Below are 19871 nucleotides of genomic sequence, written 5' to 3'. Positions count from 1 at the left end.
CCGTGGCTGTTCCGAAGCGGAAGATGTCGCGCAGCAACACGCGCCACCGCCGGTCGCAGTGGAAGGCTGCGGTCCCCACCCTGGTTTCGTGTGAGCGTTGCCAGGAGCCGAAGCAGCAGCACATCGCGTGCCCGAGCTGCGGCACCTACAACAAGCGCCAGGTCCTCTCGGTCTGAGGGGCTGGTGAGAGGCACGATGTCTGACCACGTCAGTTCAGCCTCGTCCCACACGCTTCTGGAAGGGCGGCTCGGGTATCAGCTCGAGTCCGCCCTTCTGGTGCGTGCGCTCACCCACCGTTCCTACGCGTACGAGAACGGCGGTCTGCCCACCAACGAGCGGCTGGAGTTCCTCGGGGACTCCGTGCTCGGCCTGGTGGTCACGGACACGCTGTACCGCACCCACCCCGACCTGCCCGAAGGCCAGCTGGCCAAGCTGCGGGCCGCGGTGGTCAACTCGCGTGCGCTGGCGGAGGTGGGCCGCGGCCTCGACCTCGGCTCCTTCATCCGGCTCGGCCGGGGCGAGGAAGGCACGGGCGGCCGGGACAAGGCGTCCATCCTCGCCGACACCCTTGAAGCGGTGATCGGCGCGGTCTATCTCGACCAGGGCCTCGACGCGGCGTCCGAGCTGGTGCACCGGCTCTTCGACCCGCTGATCGAGAAGTCCTCGAACCTCGGTGCGGGCCTGGACTGGAAGACCAGTCTCCAGGAGCTGACCGCGGCCGAGGGTCTGGGTGTTCCGGAGTACCTCGTCAGCGAGGAGGGTCCGGACCACGAGAAGACCTTCACTGCTGCCGCCCGCGTCGGTGGTGTCTCGTACGGCACCGGCACCGGCCGCAGCAAGAAGGAAGCGGAGCAGCAGGCGGCGGAATCCGCGTGGCGCGCGATTCGCGCGGCCGCGGACGAGCGCGTGGCGGCGGCCAAGGCCGCCGTCGAGCACGCGGTCGACACCGCCGTCGCGGGCGACGGGGAAGAGGCCGCCGACCCCTCTTCCGCCAGGGACCAGGCCACGGCCTGACCTTTCGCTTCCCGGTGCCCCCGCCCTCTCCAGGGACGGGGGCATCGTCATGCCGGGGCGCACCCCGGCGGTTGTAGGCTGCGGGCATCACCCGCCGAACGTCATCCGGAGGAGTCCCGTGCCCGAGCTGCCCGAGGTCGAGGTCGTACGACGCGGTCTTGAGCGATGGGTCGCGGGGCGGACCGTCGCCGACGTGGAGGTCCTGCACCCGCGGGCCGTGCGCCGCCATCCGGAGGGCGCGGCGGACTTCGCCGCCCGGCTGAAGGGGCACCGCTTCGGGGTGGCGCAGCGGCGCGGCAAGTATCTGTGGCTGCCGCTGGCGGACGCCGGCGCCTCCGTGCTCGGGCACCTCGGCATGAGCGGCCAGCTCCTGGTGCAGCCCGAGGGCGCGGCCGACGAGAAGCACCTGCGGATCCGGATCCGCTTCGCCGACCTCGCCGGCACCGAGCTGCGCTTCGTCGACCAGCGGACCTTCGGCGGCCTTTCCCTGCACGACACGGCCCCGGAGAGCACCGACGGGCTCCCGGACGTCATCGCGCACATCGCCCGCGATCCGCTCGACCCCGCCTTCGACGACGCCGCCTTCCAGAGCGCGCTGCGGCTGCGGCGTACGACGATCAAGCGGGCGCTGCTCGACCAGTCGCTGATCAGCGGCGTCGGCAACATCTACGCCGACGAGGCGCTGTGGCGGGCGCGACTGCACTACGACCGGCCGACCGCCACCCTGACCCGGCCGCGCTCGGCCGAGCTGCTCGGGCACATACGGGACGTGATGAACGCGGCGCTCGCGGCCGGCGGCACCAGCTTCGACGCGCTGTACGTGAACGTGAACGGCGAGTCCGGCTACTTCGACCGGTCGCTCGACGCCTACGGGCGGGAGGGCGAGCCCTGCCGCCGCTGCGGCACGCCGATGCGCCGGCGCCCCTGGATGAACCGCTCCAGCTACTACTGCCCGCGCTGCCAGCGCCCGCCGCGCGCCCCGGCCGGGGCGACGCGGGCCGCCTGAGCGGTCCCGGCGCGGCCTTACCGCCTGACGGGGTTACGGCGTGACGACGGCCGTGCGCTCCGCGTCGTATGCCTCCCGGGCGGCGAGGACCTGGTCCATGCGGCCCTCCACCAGGTGGATCAGACCGAGCAGCCGCTCGGCGACCTCCGCGCCCAGCGGCGTGAGCCGGTAGTCCACGCGCGGGGGATTGGTGGGCTGGGCCTCGCGGTGCACGAGGCCGTCGCGCTCCAGGGCGTGCAGCGTCTGGGACAGCATCTTCTCGCTCACGCCGTCGACCCTGCGCCGCAGCTCGTTGAAGCGGAACGAGCCTTCGTGGAGCGCGCCCAGGGTCAGGCTGCCCCATCGGCCGGTCACGTGCTCCAGCGTGCCGCGCGAGGGGCAGTCCTTCGCGAACACGTTGTAGGCGAGGTCGTCGGTCATGCTCTCCACCATACTCCCGTACAGCGCTGTGCGACGGGTAGCGCTAACCAATGGGTTGCACTTTCCAAAAGTTAGTGCTCTACTTCTGGGCGTTCCCCCTGCCGTTCCATCACATCGCCGAGGAGCCCTTCCATGACCACGCCCGTCGTCTCCATCGCGTACCACTCCGGCTACGGCCACACCGCCGTCCTCGCCGAGGCCGTCCGGGACGGCGCCGCCGACGCCGGTGCCACCGTCCACCTGATCAAGGTCGACGAGATCACCGACGCCCAGTGGGAGCTCCTCGACGCCTCCGACGCGATCGTCTTCGGCTCGCCCACCTACATGGGCACCGCGTCCGGCGCCTTCCACCAGTTCGCCGAGGCCACCTCGAAGCGCTGGTTCGCCGACGCCTGGCTGGACAAGCTGGCCGCCGGTTTCACCAACTCCGGCTCCAAGAGCGGCGACAAGCTGCACACCCTGCAGTTCTTCCAGACCCTCGCCGGCCAGCACGGCATGACCTGGGTCAACCTCGGCCTGAAGCCGGGCTGGAACACCAGCGAGGCCTCCGAGAACGACCTCAACCGCCTCGGCTTCTTCTCCGGAGCCGGCGCCCAGACCCCGGCCGACCTCGGTCCCGAGGGCGTCCACAAGGCCGACATCGCCACCGCCGAGCACCTCGGCCGCCGCGTCGCCGAGACCGCCCGCACGTTCGCCCGCGGCAAGGCCGCCGCCTGATCGCTCGGGCAAGCCGAAGGGCCCCGTCACCGATCCGGTGACGGGGCCCTTCGCTCACGTACGAGGGGAGCTCAGAAACCGAAGTCCTGCGTCCACCACGGGCCGCCCTCGGCGAAGTGGACGCCCACGCCGAGCTCCTTGTAGTCGCAGTTCAGGATGTTGGCGCGGTGGCCGTCGCTCGCCATCCAGGACTTCATCACCGCGGCCGCGTCGACCTGTCCGCGGGCGATGTTCTCGGCTCCCAGGTTGGTGATGCCGGCCTTCGCGGCCCGGCTCCACGGGGTGGCGCCGTCGGGGTCGATGTGGTGGAAGAAGTCCCGGGCGGCCATGTCCGCGCTGAAGGCGCCGGCCAGGGCCGCGAGACCCGAGTCGGAGCGCACCGGGCCGCAGCCGACCTGGGCACGCTCGACGTTCACCAGCCGCACGACCTCCGCCTCGGCGGCCGTCGCCCGGCTGCTCAGGGAGCGGGTGACGGCGGAGGGGGAGGAGACGGGGGCCTTGGCGGTCGGAGCCTCGGTCGGACGGGCCGCCCGCGGGAGCTCGGCCGCCGGCGTCCTCGTGGTCTTGGTGACCTTGGGGGCCGGCTTCGGGGCGGGCTCGGACGAGGGCGGGGAGGAAGGCTTCGCCTTCGTCGCGGCGGGCTTCGATGCCGAGGGCTTCGGCGAGGGGACCGTCGACGGGGACGCGGCCCTGGGGGCGCCGGTGCCCGGAGCGGCCGGGGATGCCGAGGAGCCGCCCTGCGTCGTCAGGCTCGGGGCCTGCTGCGCCTCGGTGCGCTGCTCACCGGTCGCGCTGCTCCCGATCGTGAACGTGTCGCCGCCCGGCAGCAGACCCGCGGCCACGCCGATCGCGCCGACCGCGACCGCCGCGGAGACACCGAGCAGCCCGGTGCGCACGGGTGCGCCACGTCGTGCGCCGCGATGACGTCCCATCTCCTCCGCCTCCCTGACGATCTTTGCTGTCTTTGCTGCTGTGGATGCTGTCGAGCGGGGCGCGGCCAAACGGGTGAGCCCCATTCCGTCGGGACTGTACGCCATGACACGCCGGGCCGACGTGCCCCTTCCGTAATTCGCCCGTTAGCGTGCAGCCATGAACGACGACGTACGGATGACCGCCTGGGTGCGCGGCCGGGTACAGGGAGTGGGCTTCCGCTGGTTCACCAGGGCAAACGCGCTGGAGATCGGGGGGCTCGTCGGCTTCGCCCTGAACCTCGACGACGGCCGGGTCCAGGTGGTGGCCGAGGGGCCGCGTGAGAATTGCCACCGTCTCCTCGACTGGCTCCGCTCCGACGACACGCCCGGCCGGGTCGATGGAGTCACTGAGATCTGGGACACCCCGCGCGGCGTCTACGACACCTTCTCCATCCGCTGACGATCTCCTCGTGCCCGCTCCGCCCGGTGACCGGAACCGGCCTCGGGCGGACGTTCGACGAACAGTTCGCGAAGTGGAAAAAGCCTGGTGATTGCCAAGAAGCACTTGCCGTGCCAGGCTCCGCGAGGAAGGATGATCTCTACGCCCCCCGGGCACCGAGTTGCGAGGCGCCGCCGTCCTGCGTACGGCCGCGGACCCCCCGGTGAGCCCGCGATGACGGGCGTGATCGTGTTGACCGTCAAACTTTTTGGTGAGACTCTGGAAGCCCCGCGCACCTTAGCTGTTCGAGCGTGAGAACGGGCACGACAAAGAGCACGGTCGAGCACCGCGGGTGCGAATCCCTCACGACCCACACCGCATCGGTCGGTCACTCATTGTGGAGGACCATCCATCATGGCAAAGGCGCTTCTCGGTTACGTCGGCGGCTCCGACCCGCGACTCCTCGCCGAGATGCGACGGCTTCAGCAGCGCGTCCAGGACCTCGAGTCCGAGCTTGTTCGGATCCAGTCCGAGAACGACGCGCTGACCGCCGCCGCTCAGCAGGGAGACTCGCTGCTGGACAGCATCGATCTCGACGTCACCAAGGCGGAGCCTGCGCTCACCTGAGGTCTCAGCCCCGAGGGGCCAGGTGAGAAACACATTCGCCGGCACAGCTGGATATGCAAGGGACGCTTCGGCGTCCCTTCTTTCTTGGCCCCCTCTTCCCGGGCTCTTTCCCGGCCCGCTTCCCGGGCCACCACGCCCCCCGTGCCACGGTTTCCTTGGGGGAGGGTGTGCCCTGCACCTTCACAGGTGAAACCCACGGCCCCGGGTAGAGTCCGCAGGCGTGCACCTCAAGGCCCTCACGCTCCGCGGTTTCAAGTCGTTCGCCTCCGCCACCACGCTGCGGTTCGAACCGGGGATCACCTGCGTCGTCGGCCCCAACGGCTCCGGCAAGTCCAATGTCGTGGACGCCCTGTCCTGGGTCATGGGAGAGCAGGGCGCGAAGTCGCTGCGCGGCGGCAAGATGGAGGACGTCATCTTCGCCGGCACCACCGGGCGGCCCCCGCTCGGCCGGGCCGAGGTCTCGCTGACCATCGACAACTCCGACGGCGCCCTCCCCATCGACTACGCCGAGGTCACCATCACGCGGATCATGTTCCGCGGCGGCAGCAGCGAGTACCAGATCAACGGCGACACCTGCCGCCTGCTCGACATCCAGGACCTGCTGTCCGACTCCGGCATCGGCCGCGAGATGCACGTCATCGTCGGCCAGGGCCAGCTCGACTCCGTCCTGCACGCCGACCCGATGGGCCGCCGCGCCTTCATCGAGGAGGCCGCCGGCGTCCTCAAGCACCGCAAGCGCAAGGAGAAGGCGCTGCGCAAGCTGGACGCGATGCAGGCCAACCTGGCCCGCGTCCAGGACCTCACCGACGAACTGCGCCGTCAGCTCAAACCGCTGGGCCGGCAGGCGCAGGTCGCCCGCCGCGCCGCCGTCATCCAGGCCGACCTGCGCGACGCCCGGCTGCGGCTCCTCGCCGACGACCTCGTACGCCTCAAGGAGGCCCTGAAGGCCGAGGTCGCCGACGAGGCCGCGCTGCTCGCCCGCAAGGAGGCGACCGAGGCCGAGCTGAAGGCCGCCCTCACCAGGGAAGCCGAACTGGAGGACGAGGTGCGCCGCCTCGCTCCACGCCTCCAGCGCGCCCAGCAGACCTGGTACGAGCTCTCGCAGCTCGCCGAGCGGGTGCGCGGCACGATCTCCCTCGCCGACGCGCGCGTGAAGAGCGCCGGCGACCGGCCCGTGGAGGAACGGCGCGGCCGCGAACCCGAGGACATGGAACGCGAGGCCGCCCGCATCCGCGAACAGGAGGCCGAGCTGGAGGCCGCCCTGGAGGCCGCCGAGCGCGCCCTGGAGGACACGGTCGCCCACCGCGCCGAACTGGAGCGCGCCCTCGTCGTCGAGGAACGCCGCCTCAAGGACGTCGCCCGCGCCATCGCCGACCGCCGCGAGGGCCTGGCCCGGCTGCACGGCCAGGTCAACGCGGCCCGCTCGCGCGCCGCCGCCGCCCAGGCCGAGATCGACCGGCTCGCCGCCGCCCGCGACGAGGCGGGGGAGCGGGCGGTCCGGGCCCAGGAGGAGTACGAGCAGCTGAAGGCCGAGGTCGACGGGCTCGACGCCGGGGACACCGAGCTGGCGGAGCGCTACGAGGCCGCCCGCCGGGAGCTCGCCGACGCCGAGTCCGCGCTCGCCGCCGCCCGCGACGCCGCGGCCGCCGCCGACCGCGCCCGCGCCGCCACCCGCGCCCGCCACGACGCCCTCGCCCTCGGCCTGCGCCGCAAGGACGGCACCGGCGCCCTGCTCGCCGCCGATCTCACCGGCCTGCTCGGCCCGGCCGCCGAACTCCTCACCGTCGTCCCCGGCCACGAGCTCCCCCTCGCCGCCGCCCTCGGCGCCGCCGCCGACGCCCTCGCCGTCACCGGCCCCACCGCCGCCGCGGAGGCCCTGCGCCTCCTGCGCAAACAGGACGCCGGCCGCGCCTCCCTGCTGCTCGCGGGCGTGCCGGACCCGGCCGCCGAGCCGCCCGCCGCCCTGGAGGTCGGCGGCGTCACCGCCGTCCCCGCCGTGCGGCTGGTCTCCGGTCCCGACGCACTGCTCGGAGCCGTACGGCGGTTGCTGAAGGACGTCGTCGTGGTCGGCACGCTCGACGAGGCGGTCGAGGTCGTGCGGGCGCGGCCCGAGCTCACGGCCGTGACGGCGGAGGGCGACCTGCTGGGGGCGCACCTCGCGCACGGCGGCTCCGCCGGCGCGCCCAGCCTCCTCGAAGTGCAGGCGTCCGTGGACGAGGCGGCGGCCGAGCTGGCCGGCTTGGAGGTGCGCTGCCGGGAGTCGGCGGCCGCGCAGGAGCAGGCCGCCGAGCGCAGGCGGGAGGCCGCGCGGCTGGTCGAGGAGCTGGGGGAGCGGCGCCGCCGCGCCGAACGGGAGAAGTCGGCCGTGGCCCAGCAGCTCGGCCGGCTCGCCGGGCAGGCCAAGGGCGCCGCCGGCGAGGCCGAGCGCGCCGCCGCAGCGGCCTCCCGCGCCCAGGAGGCCCTGGAGAAGGCGCTCGTCGAGGCCGAGGAGCTGACCGAGCGGCTGCTCGTCGCCGAGGAGACCCCGGCCGACGAGGAGCCCGACACCTCCGTACGGGACCGGCTCGCCATCGACGGCTCCAACGCCCGCCAGACCGAGATGGAGGCCCGGCTCAAGGTCCGTACCCACGAGGAGCGGGTCAAGGGCCTGGCCGGACGGGCCGACGCCCTGGACCGGGCGGCCCGCGCCGAGCGCGAGGCACGGGCGCGCGCCGAACAGCGCCGGGCGCGGCTGCGCCACGAGGCCGAGGTCGCCGCCGCCGTCGCCTCGGGCGCCCGCCAGCTCCTCGCCCACATCGAGGTGTCCCTGGTCCGCGCCGAGCGGGAACGCGCCCTCGCCGAGGCCGACAAGAGCGCCCGCGAGCAGGGCCTCGCGTCCGCCCGGGCCCGGGGCCGCGAGCTGAAGGCCGAGCTCGACAAGCTCACCGACTCCGTCCACCGCGGCGAGGTCCTCGGCGCGGAGAAGCGGCTGCGGATCGAGCAGCTGGAGACCCGCGCGCTGGAGGAGCTCGGCGTGGAGCCGGCCACGCTCGTCGACGAGTACGGCCCCCACCTGCCCGTACCGCCGTCGCCGCCCGCCGAGGGCGAACGGCTTCCTGAGGACCCCGACCATCCGCGCAACCAGCCGCGCCCCTTCGTCCGTTCGGAGCAGGAGAAGCGGCTCAAGGCCGCCGAACGGGCGTACCAGCAGCTCGGCAAGGTCAACCCGCTCGCCCTGGAGGAGTTCGCCGCCCTGGAGGAGCGGCACCAGTTCCTCTCCGAGCAGCTGGAGGACCTGAAGAAGACCAGGGCCGACCTCCTTCAGGTCGTGAAGGAGGTGGACCTGCGGGTCGAGCAGGTGTTCACCGAGGCGTACCGGGACACGGCCCGCGAGTTCGAGGGCGTGTTCTCGCGGCTCTTCCCGGGCGGCGAGGGCCGGCTGGTGCTGACCGACCCGGACGACATGCTCACCACCGGTGTCGACGTGGAGGCCCGTCCGCCCGGCAAGAAGGTCAAGCGGCTCTCGCTGCTGTCCGGCGGCGAGCGCTCGCTGACGGCGGTGGCGCTGCTGGTGTCGATCTTCAAGGCCCGGCCGAGCCCGTTCTACGTGATGGACGAGGTCGAGGCGGCGCTCGACGACACCAACCTGCAGCGGCTGATCCGGATCATGCAGGAGCTCCAGGAGTCCTCGCAGCTGATCGTGATCACGCACCAGAAGCGGACGATGGAGGTCGCCGACGCGCTGTACGGCGTTTCCATGCAGGGCGACGGGGTATCGAAGGTCATCAGCCAGCGGCTGCGCTGAGACCAGTACCTTCAACTTCTGAAGGCAAGGGGACACGCCGTGCGTTTGAAGTCATACGACATTCCCTCTTGACTTCGAAACCTGAAGGAATAGTCTCTGCAACGTTGCTTTTACCTTCAAGTGGTGGGCGGCGTGAAGTTGTGCGCCACTGGAAGGGCTCGCCCCCCACCGCACCGGCGACGCTGCCGGAGCCCCGAGGAGTCCCCGTGACCAGCACCGCGCAGGCGCCCACACCGCCTCCGTCCGAGGGCCGTTCGGCCCACCCGGACCACATCGGACACGTCATCTTCATCACGGCCTCGGCCGCGATGGGAGGCTTCCTCTTCGGGTACGACAGCTCCGTCATCAACGGCGCCGTCGAGGCCATCCGCGACCGCTACGCCATCGGCTCCGGCACGCTCGCCCAGGTCATCGCCATCGCCCTGATCGGCTGCGCCATCGGCGCCGCCACCGCGGGCCGCATGGCCGACCGCATCGGCCGGATCCGCTGCATGCAGATCGCCGCCGTCCTGTTCACCATCAGCGCCGTCGGCTCCGCGCTCCCCTTCGCCCTGTGGGACCTGGCCTTCTGGCGGATCGTCGGCGGCTTCGCCATCGGCATGGCCTCCGTGATCGGCCCCGCCTACATCGCCGAGGTCGCCCCCGCCGCCTACCGAGGCCGCCTCGGCTCCTTCCAGCAGGCCGCCATCGTCATCGGCATCGCCATCTCGCAGCTGGTCAACTACGGCATCCTCCAGCTCGCCGACGGCGACCAGCGCGGTGAGATCGCGGGCCTGGAGGCCTGGCAGTGGATGCTCGGCGTGATGGTCGTGCCCGCGCTCCTCTACGGCCTGCTCTCGTTCGCCATCCCCGAGTCGCCCCGCTTCCTCATCTCCGTCGGCCGCGTCGACAAGGCCAAGGAGGTGCTCGCCGAGGTCGAGGGCCACGGCGTCGACCTGGACCGCCGGGTCGCCGAGATCGACCAGGCCATGCGTCGCGAGCACAAGTCCACCTTCAAGGACCTGCTCGTCGCCGGCTCGAAGTCCCGGCTGCTGCCCATCGTCTGGGTCGGCATCGGACTCTCCGTCTTCCAGCAGCTCGTCGGCATCAACGTCGCCTTCTACTACTCCGCGACGCTCTGGCAGTCCGTCGGCATCGACCCGTCGAGCTCGTTCTTCTACTCCTTCACCACGTCGATCATCAACATCATCGGCACCGTGATCGCGATGGTCCTCGTCGACCGGGTCGGCCGCCGGCCGCTCGCCCTCGTCGGCTCCGCCGGCATGGCCCTCGCCCTCGCCGTCGAGGCCTGGGCCTTCTCCGCCGACCTCGTCGACGGCAAGCTGCCCGAGACCCAGGGCGTCGTGGCCCTCGTCGCCGCCCACGTCTTCGTGCTCTTCTTCGCCCTGTCGTGGGGCGTGGTCGTCTGGGTCTTCCTCGGCGAGATGTTCCCCAACCGCATCCGCGCCGCCGCCCTCGGCGTCGCCGCCTCCGCCCAGTGGATCGCCAACTGGGCCATCACCGCCAGCTTCCCGTCCCTCGCGGACTGGAACCTCTCCGGCACCTACGTGATCTACACGATCTTCGCCGTGCTCTCGATCCCCTTCGTGCTCAGGTTCGTCAAGGAGACCAAGGGCAAGGCGTTGGAGGAGATGGGCTAATCCCCGCTGCCCCTCTCCTCGGAACGCGCGACCGCCCCGGTGCCGGGTCCACACCCGGCACCGGGGCGGTCCGGCGTCACCGGCCGGGACGCACTCCCGCTACGCCGCCAGGCCACCGCTCGCGACGCCCAGATCCGCACGGGCCCGCTCGTGATAGCGGTTCATCAGCTCGATCAGCTCACCCTCCTCGTCGCCCCCCTCACCGTTCCTGGTGGCGATCTCCTCCCGCCACAGGGCGAGGTTCACCTCGTGGGCGGCCTCGATCGCCGCCGGCGAGGCCAGCAGGACGAGGGTCTCGAACAGCACGGACCGCCGCAGCTCGGCCGTCTCCATGCGGGCCAGGTAGTCCGCGCGTTCGTCCGACCCCTCCGCCGCCTGGCGGGCCCGCTTGGCCGTACTGGATATCTCCTTCACGCACTCGGCGTACTCGATGTAGGTGGCGAGCTTGCGCTCGTCCCAGCGCGTCGCCATGGTCCGGCGGTGCCGTGTCCGTTCGGCCACGGAGGTCACGAGGAACGAGGTCAGGGCACCGGCGAGGACGCCGACGAGGGTCACTATCTGACTGATCACGACAGCGAACACTGGCGCGGCGCGGCCCACTTGGCAAGCCGTTCGCGTACGACACCGGCGCTAGGAGGTGACGTCCCCGGCCCCCAGCCCCGGCAGCACCCGGTCGCAGAACAGCCCGACGCTCCGCCACCCCTCCTCGACCGGCATCCCGCCGCACAGGGGATGCAGCACCAGACTCTCCAGCTCCCGCCCGAGCCTCACGCACTCCTCGGGCGTCACCACCCGGTACACCCCCTCCGCCCGCAGCTCCGCCACCGTCGTCGCGCGCGAGCGCACCGCCGAGCGGATGTCCTTCGACTGCCAGGACGCGTAGGTCCGCGCCTCGTGCAGGAAGTGCTGCCCGTACGCGGCCCAGGTCCTCTCCGGGTCCTCCGACACGTGCAGCAGCGGGGTCACCTCGGCCGGCATCATCGTCCAGCCCTCCGTCCCGTACGCGGCGCACTGCTCCCGGTAGTACGTCTCCAGCTCCGGCAGGTGCGCGCTCGGGAAGAGCGGGAGGCCGAGCCGGGCCGCCCGGCGGGCCGCCGCCCTCGACGAACCCCCGACGAGCAGCAGCGGGTGCGGCCGGGTGACGGGCCGCGGGGTGATCCGAACCGTACGGCCCCGATACGTGAAGGGCTCGCCGGACCAGGCCGCGAGCAGGGTCTCCAGCAGCTCGTCCTGGAGCCGGCCGCGCCGCCCCCAGTCGACCCCGCGCTCCTCGTACTCCCGCGGCCGGTAGCCGATCCCCGCCACCGTCACGAGCCGGCCCCCGCTCAGCAGGTCCAGGACCGCGATCTCCTCCGCGAGCCGCAGCGGGTCGTGCAGCGGGCCGATGATCGCCGACACGGTCACCGCGATCCTCCTCGTCGCCCCGAAGACCGCGCCCGCGAAGACGAAGGGGGAGGGGAGCCAGTTGTTCGCCGCCCCGTGGTGCTCCTCGGTCTGCACGGTGTCGACCCCGTGCGCGTCGGCGTGGGCCGCCATCTCCACGGCCGCCCGGTAGCGCGCCGAGAGGGAGACCGGATCGGCGTGCGGGTCGACGAGGTTGAAGCGGACGACGGTGAACGGCATGGGAAGTCCCCCTCCACAGGTGCTCGTGGAGGGGGACGGTAGCTGACGAAGCGTCAGATGGAAACGGTCTCGCGCGCCTCGGCGGAACCGGCGGACCCGGCGGGCTCCACGGCCCCGGCCGCCGCCGCGCGGTCCCTCGGCAGCACCGCGTACAGCACCGCCGCCACCACGATCGTCGCCGCCCAGCCGAGCCCGTTCCGGCCGATCCACGAGGACGCCAGCGGCCCCGCGAACCAGTCCACCTTCGTGAACAGCAGACCCGCCACCAGCGCCACGGCCCACGCCGTCATCGCCTGCCAGGCGAAGCCGCCCCGGTACCAGTAGGCGCTCGTCCGCCCCGTGTCCATCAGCGCCTCCGCGTCGTACGACGTCCGGCGCAGCATGTCCACGCCGAAGACGCCGATCCACGCCGAGAACGCCACCGCCAGCAGCGTCAGGAAGGAGATGAACGAGCCGATGAAGCTGGTCGCCACCACCATCAGCAGGAAGCCGAAGACCAGGCTGATCACCGCGTTCACGCTCACCGCCGCCGCCCGCGACACCTTGATGCCGAGGGTCTGCGCGGTGAATCCGGCCGAGTACATCGACATCGAGTTGATCAGCAGCATCCCGATCAGGGCGATCAGCAGGTACGGCACCGAGATCCACGCCGGCAGCAGCGCGCCGATGAAGGACACCGGGTCCTGCGCCGAGGCCAGGTCCGGCGTCGACACCGCCATCACGGCGCCCATCAGCACCATCGGCAGCACGACGATCCCCGCGCCGCCGACCGTCGAGCCGACCACGGCCTTCGAGGACGCGGTACGCGGCAGATAGCGGGTGAAGTCCGGGCCCGACGGCACCCAGCTGATGCCGCCCGCCGCGATCGTGCCGATGCCGGCGATCAGCATCGCCGTCGACCCGGCCGGCTTGGCGAAGACCGCCGACCAGTCGGTGTTCGCCACCAGATGGACCAGCACCAGCACCGAGAACGCGCCGAAGAGGTACGTCGACCAGGTGCTGCACACCCGCAGCGCGTTGATCCCGAGCCCGGACACCAGGAAGGTGCAGGAGACGAAGGCCAGCAGCGTCACCACGATGAGGAACGTGTTCGACTTCACGCCGAACAGCAGGTCCAGCACCGTCAGCACCGCGTAGGCGCCGGTGACCGCGTTGATGGTCTCCCAGCCCCAGCGGGCCACCCAGATCAACGACCCAGGAAAAAGGTTTCCTCGCTGGCCGAACACCGCCCGCGACAGCGCCATGCCCGGCGCGCCACCACGCTTCCCCGCGATCGAGATCACACCCACGATCCCGTACGACAGGACCGGCGCGGCCACCGCCACCAGCAGCACCTGCCAGAAGTTCAGGCCGTTGAACACGATCAGCCCCGCGCCCATGGTGAGCAGCAGCACACTGATGTTGGCGGCGACCCAGGTCGGGAAGAGCTCACGGACCCGGCCGGTCCGCTCGGCGTCGGGCACGGGTTCGAGGCCGCGGCTCTCCAGCGTGCCGCCGCTCGGCACGCCTTCGGTCTCGGGCGCGTGGGGCATAGGGGTACTCCGTCGTACAGATGGGGGGGAACCACCACTCTACGTGCTCCGCCTCCGGCGCCCTCGTGGCCGATACTGGGACCGTTATGGAACTCATCCTTGCTGTAGTCATCGCTCTCGTCGTCGCGGTCGCCGTGACCAGCGGGCTCGTGATCAGCGGTCGCAAGAAGAAGCAGCTGCCGCCGGCCGAGCCGCCGTCCACCACGCCGACCCTCACCGCTCCGCCCGCCGAACCGCACGTCGGCGACGAGGCGGAGACACCGCGGGAAGAACCACGCCGCACCGTCGAGGAGGTCGAGCTCCCCACCGCCGAGGCCCCGAAGGCCCCGGTCGTCGTCGAGGAGCCGCCCGCCCCCGAGGCCCCCGCCATCGAGGTGCCCGAGCCCACCGCCGGCCGTCTCGTACGGCTCCGGGCCCGGCTCGCCCGCTCCCAGAACTCGCTCGGCAAGGGGCTGCTCACGCTCCTGTCCCGCGAGCACCTCGACGAGGACACCTGGGAGGAGATCGAGGAGACCCTCCTCACCGCCGACGTCGGCGTCGCCCCCACCCAGGAGCTCGTCGAGCGGCTGCGCGAGCGCGTCAGGGTCCTCGGCACCCGCACCCCCGAAGAGCTGCGCGGCCTGCTCCGCGAGGAGCTCGTCGCCCTCCTCGGCCCCGACCTCGACCGCACGGTGAAGACCGAGAGCCCCGAGGACGTCCCGGGCGTCGTGATGGTCGTCGGCGTCAACGGCACCGGCAAGACCACCACCACCGGCAAGCTGGCCCGCGTCCTGGTCGCCGACGGCAAGTCCGTCGTCCTCGGCGCCGCCGACACCTTCCGTGCCGCCGCCGCCGACCAGCTCCAGACCTGGGGCGAGCGGGTCGGCGCGCGCACCGTGCGCGGCCCCGAGGGCGGCGACCCGGCCTCCATCGCGTACGACGCCGTGAAGGAGGGCATCGCCGAGAAGGCCGACGTCGTCCTCATCGACACCGCCGGCCGCCTGCACACCAAGACCGGCCTCATGGACGAGCTCGGCAAGGTCAAGCGCGTCGTCGAGAAGCACGGCCCGCTCGACGAGGTCCTCCTCGTCCTCGACGCCACCACCGGCCAGAACGGCCTCATCCAGGCCCGGGTCTTCGCCGAGGTGGTCGACATCACCGGCATCGTCCTGACCAAGCTCGACGGCACCGCCAAGGGCGGCATCGTCGTCGCCGTCCAGCGCGAGCTGGGCGTCCCGGTCAAGCTGGTCGGCCTGGGCGAGGGCCCGGACGACCTGGCCCCCTTCGAGCCGGGCGCGTTCGTCGACGCCCTGATCGGCGACTGACGCGCCGACGCGAGCGCCGGGCGTCCCGCCCGTACGAGAAGGGCCCCTGCCGCAGCTCAACGGCAGGGGCCCTTCTCCGTGGGGCCGGTCCTCGTGCGGCCGGTCTCGTGCGGTCCTCGTGGGGCCGGTCCTCGTGCGGTCCTCGTGCGGCCGGCCTCGTGTGGCCGGTCCTAGAAGTGCGTCCGGTGGCAGATGTACGCCAGCGTCCCCAGGAGCAGCCGGGCCTGCGGCGGCGCACCCGCCGTGTCCAGGGTCGGCGGGCGCAGCCAGCGGACCGGGCCGAGACCGCCGAGGTCCGAGGGCGGGGCGGTGAGATGGGCGCCCGGGCCCAGGCAGTGCAGATCGAGATCGGCGTCGTCCCAGCCCATCCGGTACAGCAGCTCCGGCAGCTCGGCCGCCGCGCCCGGAGCCACGAAGAACTGCGCCCGCCCCGTCGGCGTCGCGCACACCGGACCCAGCGGCAGCCCCATCCGCTCCAGACGCACCAGCGCCCGCCGGCCCGCCGCCTCGGCCACCTCGATGACGTCGAAGGAGCGGCCGACCGGCAGCAGGATCGCCGCCCCCGGAACCCGCGACCACGCCCGCGTCGCCTCGTCGAGGCCCGCGCCCGCCGGGACCGGCTCGGCGAAGCCGAGCGGATGCGCCCCCGGAGCCGTACAGCCGGGATCGCCGCACGAACAGCGGCCGCCGGCCGCCCGCGCTCCCGGGACCACGTCCCAGCCCCACAGCCCGGTGTACTCGGCCACCGCTGTGCACTCCGTGGTGCGTACGCGGCGACGTGAGCCGGACCGCATCTCACGAATGCCGCCGATCGTGAAGCCCATGCCCCCTCCAACGGGTCGGACGCGCCGGTGGTTACGGACCGGAGGTCCACCGCCACCCTCCGTCGCCACCAGGGGCGTGCGGTGGTGCGGCCGGTGGTACGCACCGCCGCGCACGCCTCCCCGCGCTGCGGTCCGCCGACCCCGTTCCGTCGCATGTCAAGTGAATCGCGTTCCGGGCGCGGCGAGTTCATTCGAAGGGGTGGCGAATGGTGGCGTTTCTTGAAACGCCATGCCAGACGGGTGATCGTGGGATTACCTTCGGTACACGAAACCCGGGGTGGAATCCACGCACGGGTATGCCGGAGGCAACCCGGTTTTCCGTTCGAAGGGGTAGAAACGCCGGACGGACTCCCGGGAACACGGCATCCTTTCAGGGGTTCGCAGACGACATCAGGTGGATGGGGGCGTTCCAGTGGGCGGCAACGGCGCAGACGGTACGACTGCCGGCAAGCGCCCCAACGAGCAGCTGGGCTCGTGGTTCGTGCGCAGCGGCTGGTCGAAGGGCGAGCTGGCGCGCCAGGTGAACCGCAGGGCACGCCAGATGGGCGCGCACCACATCTCCACCGACACCTCCCGGGTGCGCCGCTGGCTCGACGGCGAACAGCCCCGCGAGCCCATCCCGCGGATCCTGTCCGAACTCTTCTCCGAGCGCTTCGGCTCCGTCGTCGCCATCGAGGACCTCGGCCTGCGCACCGCCCACCAGTCGCCGTCCGTGTCCGGCGTCGACCTGCCCTGGGCCGGCCCCCAGACCGTCTCCCTGCTCAGCGAGTTCTCCCGCAGCGACCTGATGCTCGCCCGCCGCGGCTTCCTCGGCTCCTCGCTCTCCCTGGCCGCCGGACCCGCCCTCATCGAACCCATGCAGCGCTGGCTCGTGCCCACCCCGGCCGGCGAACCCGGGCGGACCGAAGGCCCCGGCGAGGAACGGCGCACGCACCGGCTCTCCCCGGTCGAGCTCGACCTCCTCGAATCCACCACCGCCATGTTCCGCCAGTGGGACGCCCAGTGCGGCGGCGGACTGCGCCGCAAGGCCGTCGTCGGCCAGCTCCACGAGGTCACCGACCTCCTCCAGGAGCCCCAGCCCGCCGCCACCGCCCAGCGCCTGTTCCGCTGCGCCGCCGAACTGGCCGAGCTCGCCGGCTGGATGAGCTACGACGTGGGCCTCCAGCCCACCGCCCAGAAGTACTTCGTGCTCGCCCTGCACGCCGCCAAGGAGGCCGGCGACAAGCCCCTCGGCTCGTACATCCTCTCCTCCATGAGCCGCCAGATGATCCACCTCGGCCGGCCCGACGACGCCCTCGAACTCATCCACCTCGCCCAGTACGGCAGTCGCGACTGCGCCACCCCGCGCACCCAGGCCATGCTGTATGCGATGGAGGCCCGCGCCTACGCCAACATGGGCCAGCCCTCCAAGTGCAAGCGGGCCGTCCGCATGGCCGAGGACACCTTCGCCGACGTCGGCCTCGACGGCGAGCCCGAGCCCGACTGGATCCGCTTCTTCTCCGAGGCCGAGCTCAACGGCGAGAACTCCCACTCCTACCGCGACCTCGCCTACGTCGCCGGACGCTCCCCGACGTACGCCTCCCTCGCCGAACCCCTCATGGAACGGGCCGTCGAACTCTTCGAGAAGGACCCCGAGCACCAGCGCAGCTACGCCCTCAACCTCATCGGCATGGCCACCGTCCACCTCCTCAAGCGGGAACCCGAGCAGTCCGTCGTCCTCGCCGAGAAGGCCCTCACCGTCGCCCGCCGGGTCCGCTCCGAACGGGTCAACACCCGGCTGCGCAAGACCGTCGACACCGCCGCCCGCGACTTCGGCGACGTCGCCGAAGTCGTCCAGCTCACCGACCGGCTCACCGCCCTGCTCCCCGAGACGGCCGAGGCCGTCTGACCGGGCCCCGACCGCCCGCCCCAAGACCCCGGCCGCGCCGGCCGTCCCGTAAAGCCCGACTCGGCTCCCCCGCCGCAAGGACATACGGACGGCAGGCGCGGCCGGCCCGTTCCCGGCCCCGTCCTCATCCCGTCCCGGCCGCGTCCATCCCGTACCGGCCCCGGTCCCGGCCGCCTTCCGTCCCGTTCCCGTCCCGTCCCGGCCGCGGCACCGGTCGGCCCGGGGCCCCGGATGGTACGCCCGTTACATCTCCGTGACCCTGGCGTTCACGGCCGCGTAACACGCCCCGCCCCTTCGTCACTGCGGCGAAACATCGAGCGGCATCGGCGGAAACCGCGCTGCGCGAATCTCTGGCGCATAACCGGCCACCCCTCATGGCCGAGCCGCTCTTCGGCCCCGCCCCCGCACAGGCCGTACCGACGACGAGGAGACGCCGATGGCAGCAGCCATCACGACCCTGGCCGCTGGCGAGCCCACGCTCTCCGCAGCCAACACCGGGTTCATGCTCATCTGCTCCGCCCTGGTCATGCTGATGACCCCGGCCCTCGCCTTCTTCTACGGAGGCATGGTCCGCGTGAAGTCCACCCTCAACATGCTGATGATGAGCTTCATCAGCCTCGGGATCGTCACGATCCTGTGGGTGCTCTACGGCTTCAGCATCGCCTTCGGCACCGACTCCGCCTCGCTCGTCGGCTGGTCCTCCGACTACGTCGGCCTCAGCGGCATCGGCATCACCGAACTCTGGCCCGGCTACACCATCCCGGTGTACGTCTTCGCCGTCTTCCAGCTGATGTTCGCGATCATCACCCCCGCCCTCATCAGCGGCGCCCTCGCCGACCGCGTCAAGTTCACCGCCTGGGCCCTCTTCATCACCCTGTGGGCCACGATCGTCTACTTCCCCGTCGCCCACTGGGTCTGGGGCACCGGCGGCTGGCTCTTCGAGATGGGCGTCATCGACTTCGCCGGCGGCACCGCCGTCCACATCAACGCCGGCGCCGCCGCCCTCGGCGTGATCCTCGTCATCGGCAAGCGCGTCGGCTTCAAGAAGGACCCGATGCGCCCGCACAGCCTCCCGCTGGTCATGCTCGGCGCCGGCCTGCTCTGGTTCGGCTGGTTCGGCTTCAACGCCGGATCCTGGCTCGGCAACGACGACGGCGTCGGCGCCGTCATGTTCGTCAACACCCAGGTCGCCACCGCCGCCGCCATGCTCGCCTGGCTGATCTACGAGAAGCTCCGCCACGGCTCCTTCACCACCCTCGGCGCCGCCTCCGGCGCCGTCGCCGGCCTCGTCGCCATCACCCCCGCCGGCGGCTCCTGCTCCCCGCTCGGCGCCCTCGCCATCGGCGCCGTCGCCGGTCTGGTCTGCGCCATGGCCGTCGGCCTCAAGTACAAGTTCGGCTACGACGACTCCCTCGACGTCATCGGCGTCCACCTCGTCGGCGGCGTCATCGGCTCCCTCCTCGTCGGCTTCTTCGCCACCGGCGGCGTCCAGTCCGACGCCAAGGGCCTCTTCTACGGCGGCGGCCTCGAACAGCTCGGCAAGCAGGCCATCGGAGTCTTCTCCGTCCTCGCCTACTCTCTGATCGCCTCCGCGATCCTCGCCCTGATCATCGACAAGACGATGGGGATGCGGGTCAGCGAGGACGACGAGGTCGCCGGCATCGACCAGGTCGAGCACGCCGAGACCGCATACGACTTCAGCGGGGCCGGCGGCGGCATCGCCGGACGCACCGCCGCCACCAGCGCCGCCCCCGCCCCCGCCCCGACGGAGAACAAGAAGGTGGACGCATGAAGCTCATCACCGCGGTCGTCAAGCCGCACCGGCTCGACGAGATCAAGGAAGCCCTCCAGGCCTTCGGCGTCCACGGGCTCACCGTCACCGAGGCCAGCGGCTACGGACGCCAGCGCGGCCACACCGAGGTCTACCGCGGCGCCGAGTACACCGTCGACCTCGTCCCCAAGATCCGCATCGAGGTCCTCGTCGAGGACGACGACGCCGAACAGCTCATCGACGTCGTCGTGAAGGCCGCCCGCACCGGCAAGATCGGTGACGGAAAGGTGTGGAGCGTGCCGGTCGAGACCGCCGTACGGGTCCGCACCGGCGAACGCGGACCGGACGCGCTGTAGAGCAGCCCACTCGTA

Annotated in this window: 18 protein-coding genes; 12 read left to right on the top strand and 6 right to left on the bottom strand. The window is 71.9% G+C overall.

The genetic code is table 11. The annotated features are described in order from the left end of the window. Positions 1–2: 2 nt before the first annotated feature. The 3 genes from rpmF to mutM all read left to right on the top strand — a co-directional run bounded on the left by rpmF (position 3) and on the right by mutM (position 2020). Positions 3–176 carry a 50S ribosomal protein L32 gene (rpmF, locus tag ABTZ91_RS28255; RefSeq protein ID WP_030496967.1) on the top strand — a complete coding sequence of 58 codons (174 nt, stop codon included), beginning with the start codon at positions 3–5 and terminating at the stop codon, positions 174–176. Positions 177–195: 19 nt separating this feature from the next. Then, positions 196–1014: a ribonuclease III gene (gene rnc, locus ABTZ91_RS28250; protein WP_352080043.1), complete on the top strand. Its 819-nt coding sequence runs from the start codon at positions 196–198 to the stop codon at positions 1012–1014. Between the two features lie 118 nt (positions 1015–1132). Then, complete coding sequence (gene mutM / locus ABTZ91_RS28245) at positions 1133–2020, top strand: bifunctional DNA-formamidopyrimidine glycosylase/DNA-(apurinic or apyrimidinic site) lyase (RefSeq protein ID WP_352080042.1); 888 nt, start codon at positions 1133–1135, stop codon at positions 2018–2020. 33 nt (positions 2021–2053) lie between these two features. Here mutM and ABTZ91_RS28240 read toward each other — a convergent pair whose 3' ends face one another. Further along, complete coding sequence (locus ABTZ91_RS28240; protein WP_352080041.1) at positions 2054–2440, bottom strand: helix-turn-helix domain-containing protein; 387 nt, start codon at positions 2438–2440, stop codon at positions 2054–2056. Between the two features lie 132 nt (positions 2441–2572). Here ABTZ91_RS28240 and ABTZ91_RS28235 point away from each other — a divergent pair, with 132 nt between their 5' ends. Beyond that, on the top strand, positions 2573–3157 hold the full coding sequence (locus ABTZ91_RS28235; protein WP_352080040.1) for a flavodoxin family protein: 585 nt from the start codon (positions 2573–2575) through the stop codon (positions 3155–3157). 71 nt (positions 3158–3228) lie between these two features. On the opposite strand, the gene ABTZ91_RS28230 is transcribed toward ABTZ91_RS28235, so the two are convergent. After that, on the bottom strand, positions 3229–4173 hold the full coding sequence (locus ABTZ91_RS28230) for a CAP domain-containing protein (protein ID WP_407078041.1): 945 nt from the start codon (positions 4171–4173) through the stop codon (positions 3229–3231). 73 nt (positions 4174–4246) lie between these two features. On the opposite strand from ABTZ91_RS28230, the gene ABTZ91_RS28225 reads away from it, so the two are divergent. From ABTZ91_RS28225 to ABTZ91_RS28210, 4 genes are all read left to right on the top strand, one after another. Next, the gene (locus ABTZ91_RS28225; RefSeq protein WP_352080038.1) at positions 4247–4528 is read left to right on the top strand and encodes an acylphosphatase; all 282 of its coding nucleotides are present in this window, start codon (positions 4247–4249) and stop codon (positions 4526–4528) included. A gap of 393 nt (positions 4529–4921) precedes the next feature. After that, positions 4922–5134: a hypothetical protein gene (locus ABTZ91_RS28220; RefSeq protein WP_345485378.1), complete on the top strand. Its 213-nt coding sequence runs from the start codon at positions 4922–4924 to the stop codon at positions 5132–5134. Positions 5135–5354: 220 nt separating this feature from the next. Then, positions 5355–8918 (top strand): chromosome segregation protein SMC, encoded by a 3564-nt coding sequence (gene smc / locus ABTZ91_RS28215; protein WP_352080037.1) that lies wholly within the window; start codon positions 5355–5357, stop codon positions 8916–8918. Between the two features lie 206 nt (positions 8919–9124). Then, complete coding sequence (locus ABTZ91_RS28210; RefSeq protein WP_352080036.1) at positions 9125–10558, top strand: sugar porter family MFS transporter; 1434 nt, start codon at positions 9125–9127, stop codon at positions 10556–10558. Positions 10559–10657: 99 nt separating this feature from the next. Here the strand turns inward: ABTZ91_RS28210 and ABTZ91_RS28205 are convergent, their stop codons facing one another. From ABTZ91_RS28205 to ABTZ91_RS28195, 3 genes are read right to left on the bottom strand one after another with little or no spacing between them, the layout of a single operon-like run. Further along, positions 10658–11128, bottom strand: a complete 471-nt coding sequence (locus ABTZ91_RS28205; RefSeq protein ID WP_352080035.1) for a hypothetical protein — start codon at positions 11126–11128, stop codon at positions 10658–10660. A gap of 60 nt (positions 11129–11188) precedes the next feature. Continuing rightward, positions 11189–12181, bottom strand: a complete 993-nt coding sequence (locus tag ABTZ91_RS28200; RefSeq protein ID WP_352080034.1) for an LLM class flavin-dependent oxidoreductase — start codon at positions 12179–12181, stop codon at positions 11189–11191. 53 nt (positions 12182–12234) lie between these two features. Continuing rightward, a complete protein-coding gene (locus tag ABTZ91_RS28195) occupies positions 12235–13713 on the bottom strand; it encodes a cytosine permease (RefSeq protein WP_352080033.1) in 1479 nt (492 codons plus the stop codon). An 86-nt stretch (positions 13714–13799) separates the two neighbouring features. On the opposite strand from ABTZ91_RS28195, the gene ftsY reads away from it, so the two are divergent. Further along, positions 13800–15017, top strand: a complete 1218-nt coding sequence (gene ftsY, locus ABTZ91_RS28190; RefSeq protein ID WP_352080032.1) for a signal recognition particle-docking protein FtsY — start codon at positions 13800–13802, stop codon at positions 15015–15017. Positions 15018–15187: 170 nt separating this feature from the next. On the opposite strand, the gene ABTZ91_RS28185 is transcribed toward ftsY, so the two are convergent. Further along, complete coding sequence (locus ABTZ91_RS28185) at positions 15188–15841, bottom strand: bifunctional DNA primase/polymerase (RefSeq protein ID WP_352080031.1); 654 nt, start codon at positions 15839–15841, stop codon at positions 15188–15190. A gap of 412 nt (positions 15842–16253) precedes the next feature. On the opposite strand from ABTZ91_RS28185, the gene ABTZ91_RS28180 reads away from it, so the two are divergent. From ABTZ91_RS28180 to ABTZ91_RS28170, 3 genes are all read left to right on the top strand, one after another. After that, positions 16254–17729, top strand: a complete 1476-nt coding sequence (locus ABTZ91_RS28180) for a hypothetical protein (RefSeq protein WP_352080030.1) — start codon at positions 16254–16256, stop codon at positions 17727–17729. 436 nt (positions 17730–18165) lie between these two features. Continuing rightward, positions 18166–19521, top strand: a complete 1356-nt coding sequence (locus tag ABTZ91_RS28175) for an ammonium transporter (RefSeq protein ID WP_352080029.1) — start codon at positions 18166–18168, stop codon at positions 19519–19521. Beyond that, the gene (locus tag ABTZ91_RS28170; protein WP_004924863.1) at positions 19518–19856 is read left to right on the top strand and encodes a P-II family nitrogen regulator; all 339 of its coding nucleotides are present in this window, start codon (positions 19518–19520) and stop codon (positions 19854–19856) included. The genes ABTZ91_RS28175 and ABTZ91_RS28170 overlap by 4 nt, the downstream gene beginning before the upstream one ends. The last annotated feature ends 15 nt before the right edge of the window (positions 19857–19871 follow it).

Origin of the sequence: Streptomyces sp. NPDC126499 (assembly GCF_040302485.1) — a bacterium.
Taxonomy (GTDB): Bacteria; Actinomycetota; Actinomycetes; order Streptomycetales; family Streptomycetaceae; genus Streptomyces.
Note: the sequence above shows the minus strand (reverse complement) of the source record. Positions and strands in the feature narration are given on the sequence as shown.

Bases quoted from the DNA above. Each gene is read 5' to 3' on its own strand.
- rnc (WP_352080043.1), top strand. From the start codon at position 196: ATGTCTGACCACGTCAGTTCAGCCTCGTCCCACACGCTTCTGGAAGGG.
- ABTZ91_RS28240 (WP_352080041.1), bottom strand. From the start codon at position 2,440: ATGACCGACGACCTCGCCTACAACGTGTTCGCGAAGGACTGCCCCTCG.
- ABTZ91_RS28235 (WP_352080040.1), top strand. From the start codon at position 2,573: ATGACCACGCCCGTCGTCTCCATCGCGTACCACTCCGGCTACGGCCAC.
- ABTZ91_RS28230 (WP_407078041.1), bottom strand. From the start codon at position 4,173: ATGGGGCTCACCCGTTTGGCCGCGCCCCGCTCGACAGCATCCACAGCA.
- ABTZ91_RS28225 (WP_352080038.1), top strand. From the start codon at position 4,247: ATGAACGACGACGTACGGATGACCGCCTGGGTGCGCGGCCGGGTACAG.
- ABTZ91_RS28220 (WP_345485378.1), top strand. From the start codon at position 4,922: ATGGCAAAGGCGCTTCTCGGTTACGTCGGCGGCTCCGACCCGCGACTC.
- ABTZ91_RS28200 (WP_352080034.1), bottom strand. From the start codon at position 12,181: ATGCCGTTCACCGTCGTCCGCTTCAACCTCGTCGACCCGCACGCCGAT.
- ABTZ91_RS28195 (WP_352080033.1), bottom strand. From the start codon at position 13,713: ATGCCCCACGCGCCCGAGACCGAAGGCGTGCCGAGCGGCGGCACGCTG.
- ftsY (WP_352080032.1), top strand. From the start codon at position 13,800: ATGGAACTCATCCTTGCTGTAGTCATCGCTCTCGTCGTCGCGGTCGCC.
- ABTZ91_RS28185 (WP_352080031.1), bottom strand. From the start codon at position 15,841: ATGGGCTTCACGATCGGCGGCATTCGTGAGATGCGGTCCGGCTCACGT.
- ABTZ91_RS28175 (WP_352080029.1), top strand. From the start codon at position 18,166: ATGGCAGCAGCCATCACGACCCTGGCCGCTGGCGAGCCCACGCTCTCC.
- ABTZ91_RS28170 (WP_004924863.1), top strand. From the start codon at position 19,518: ATGAAGCTCATCACCGCGGTCGTCAAGCCGCACCGGCTCGACGAGATC.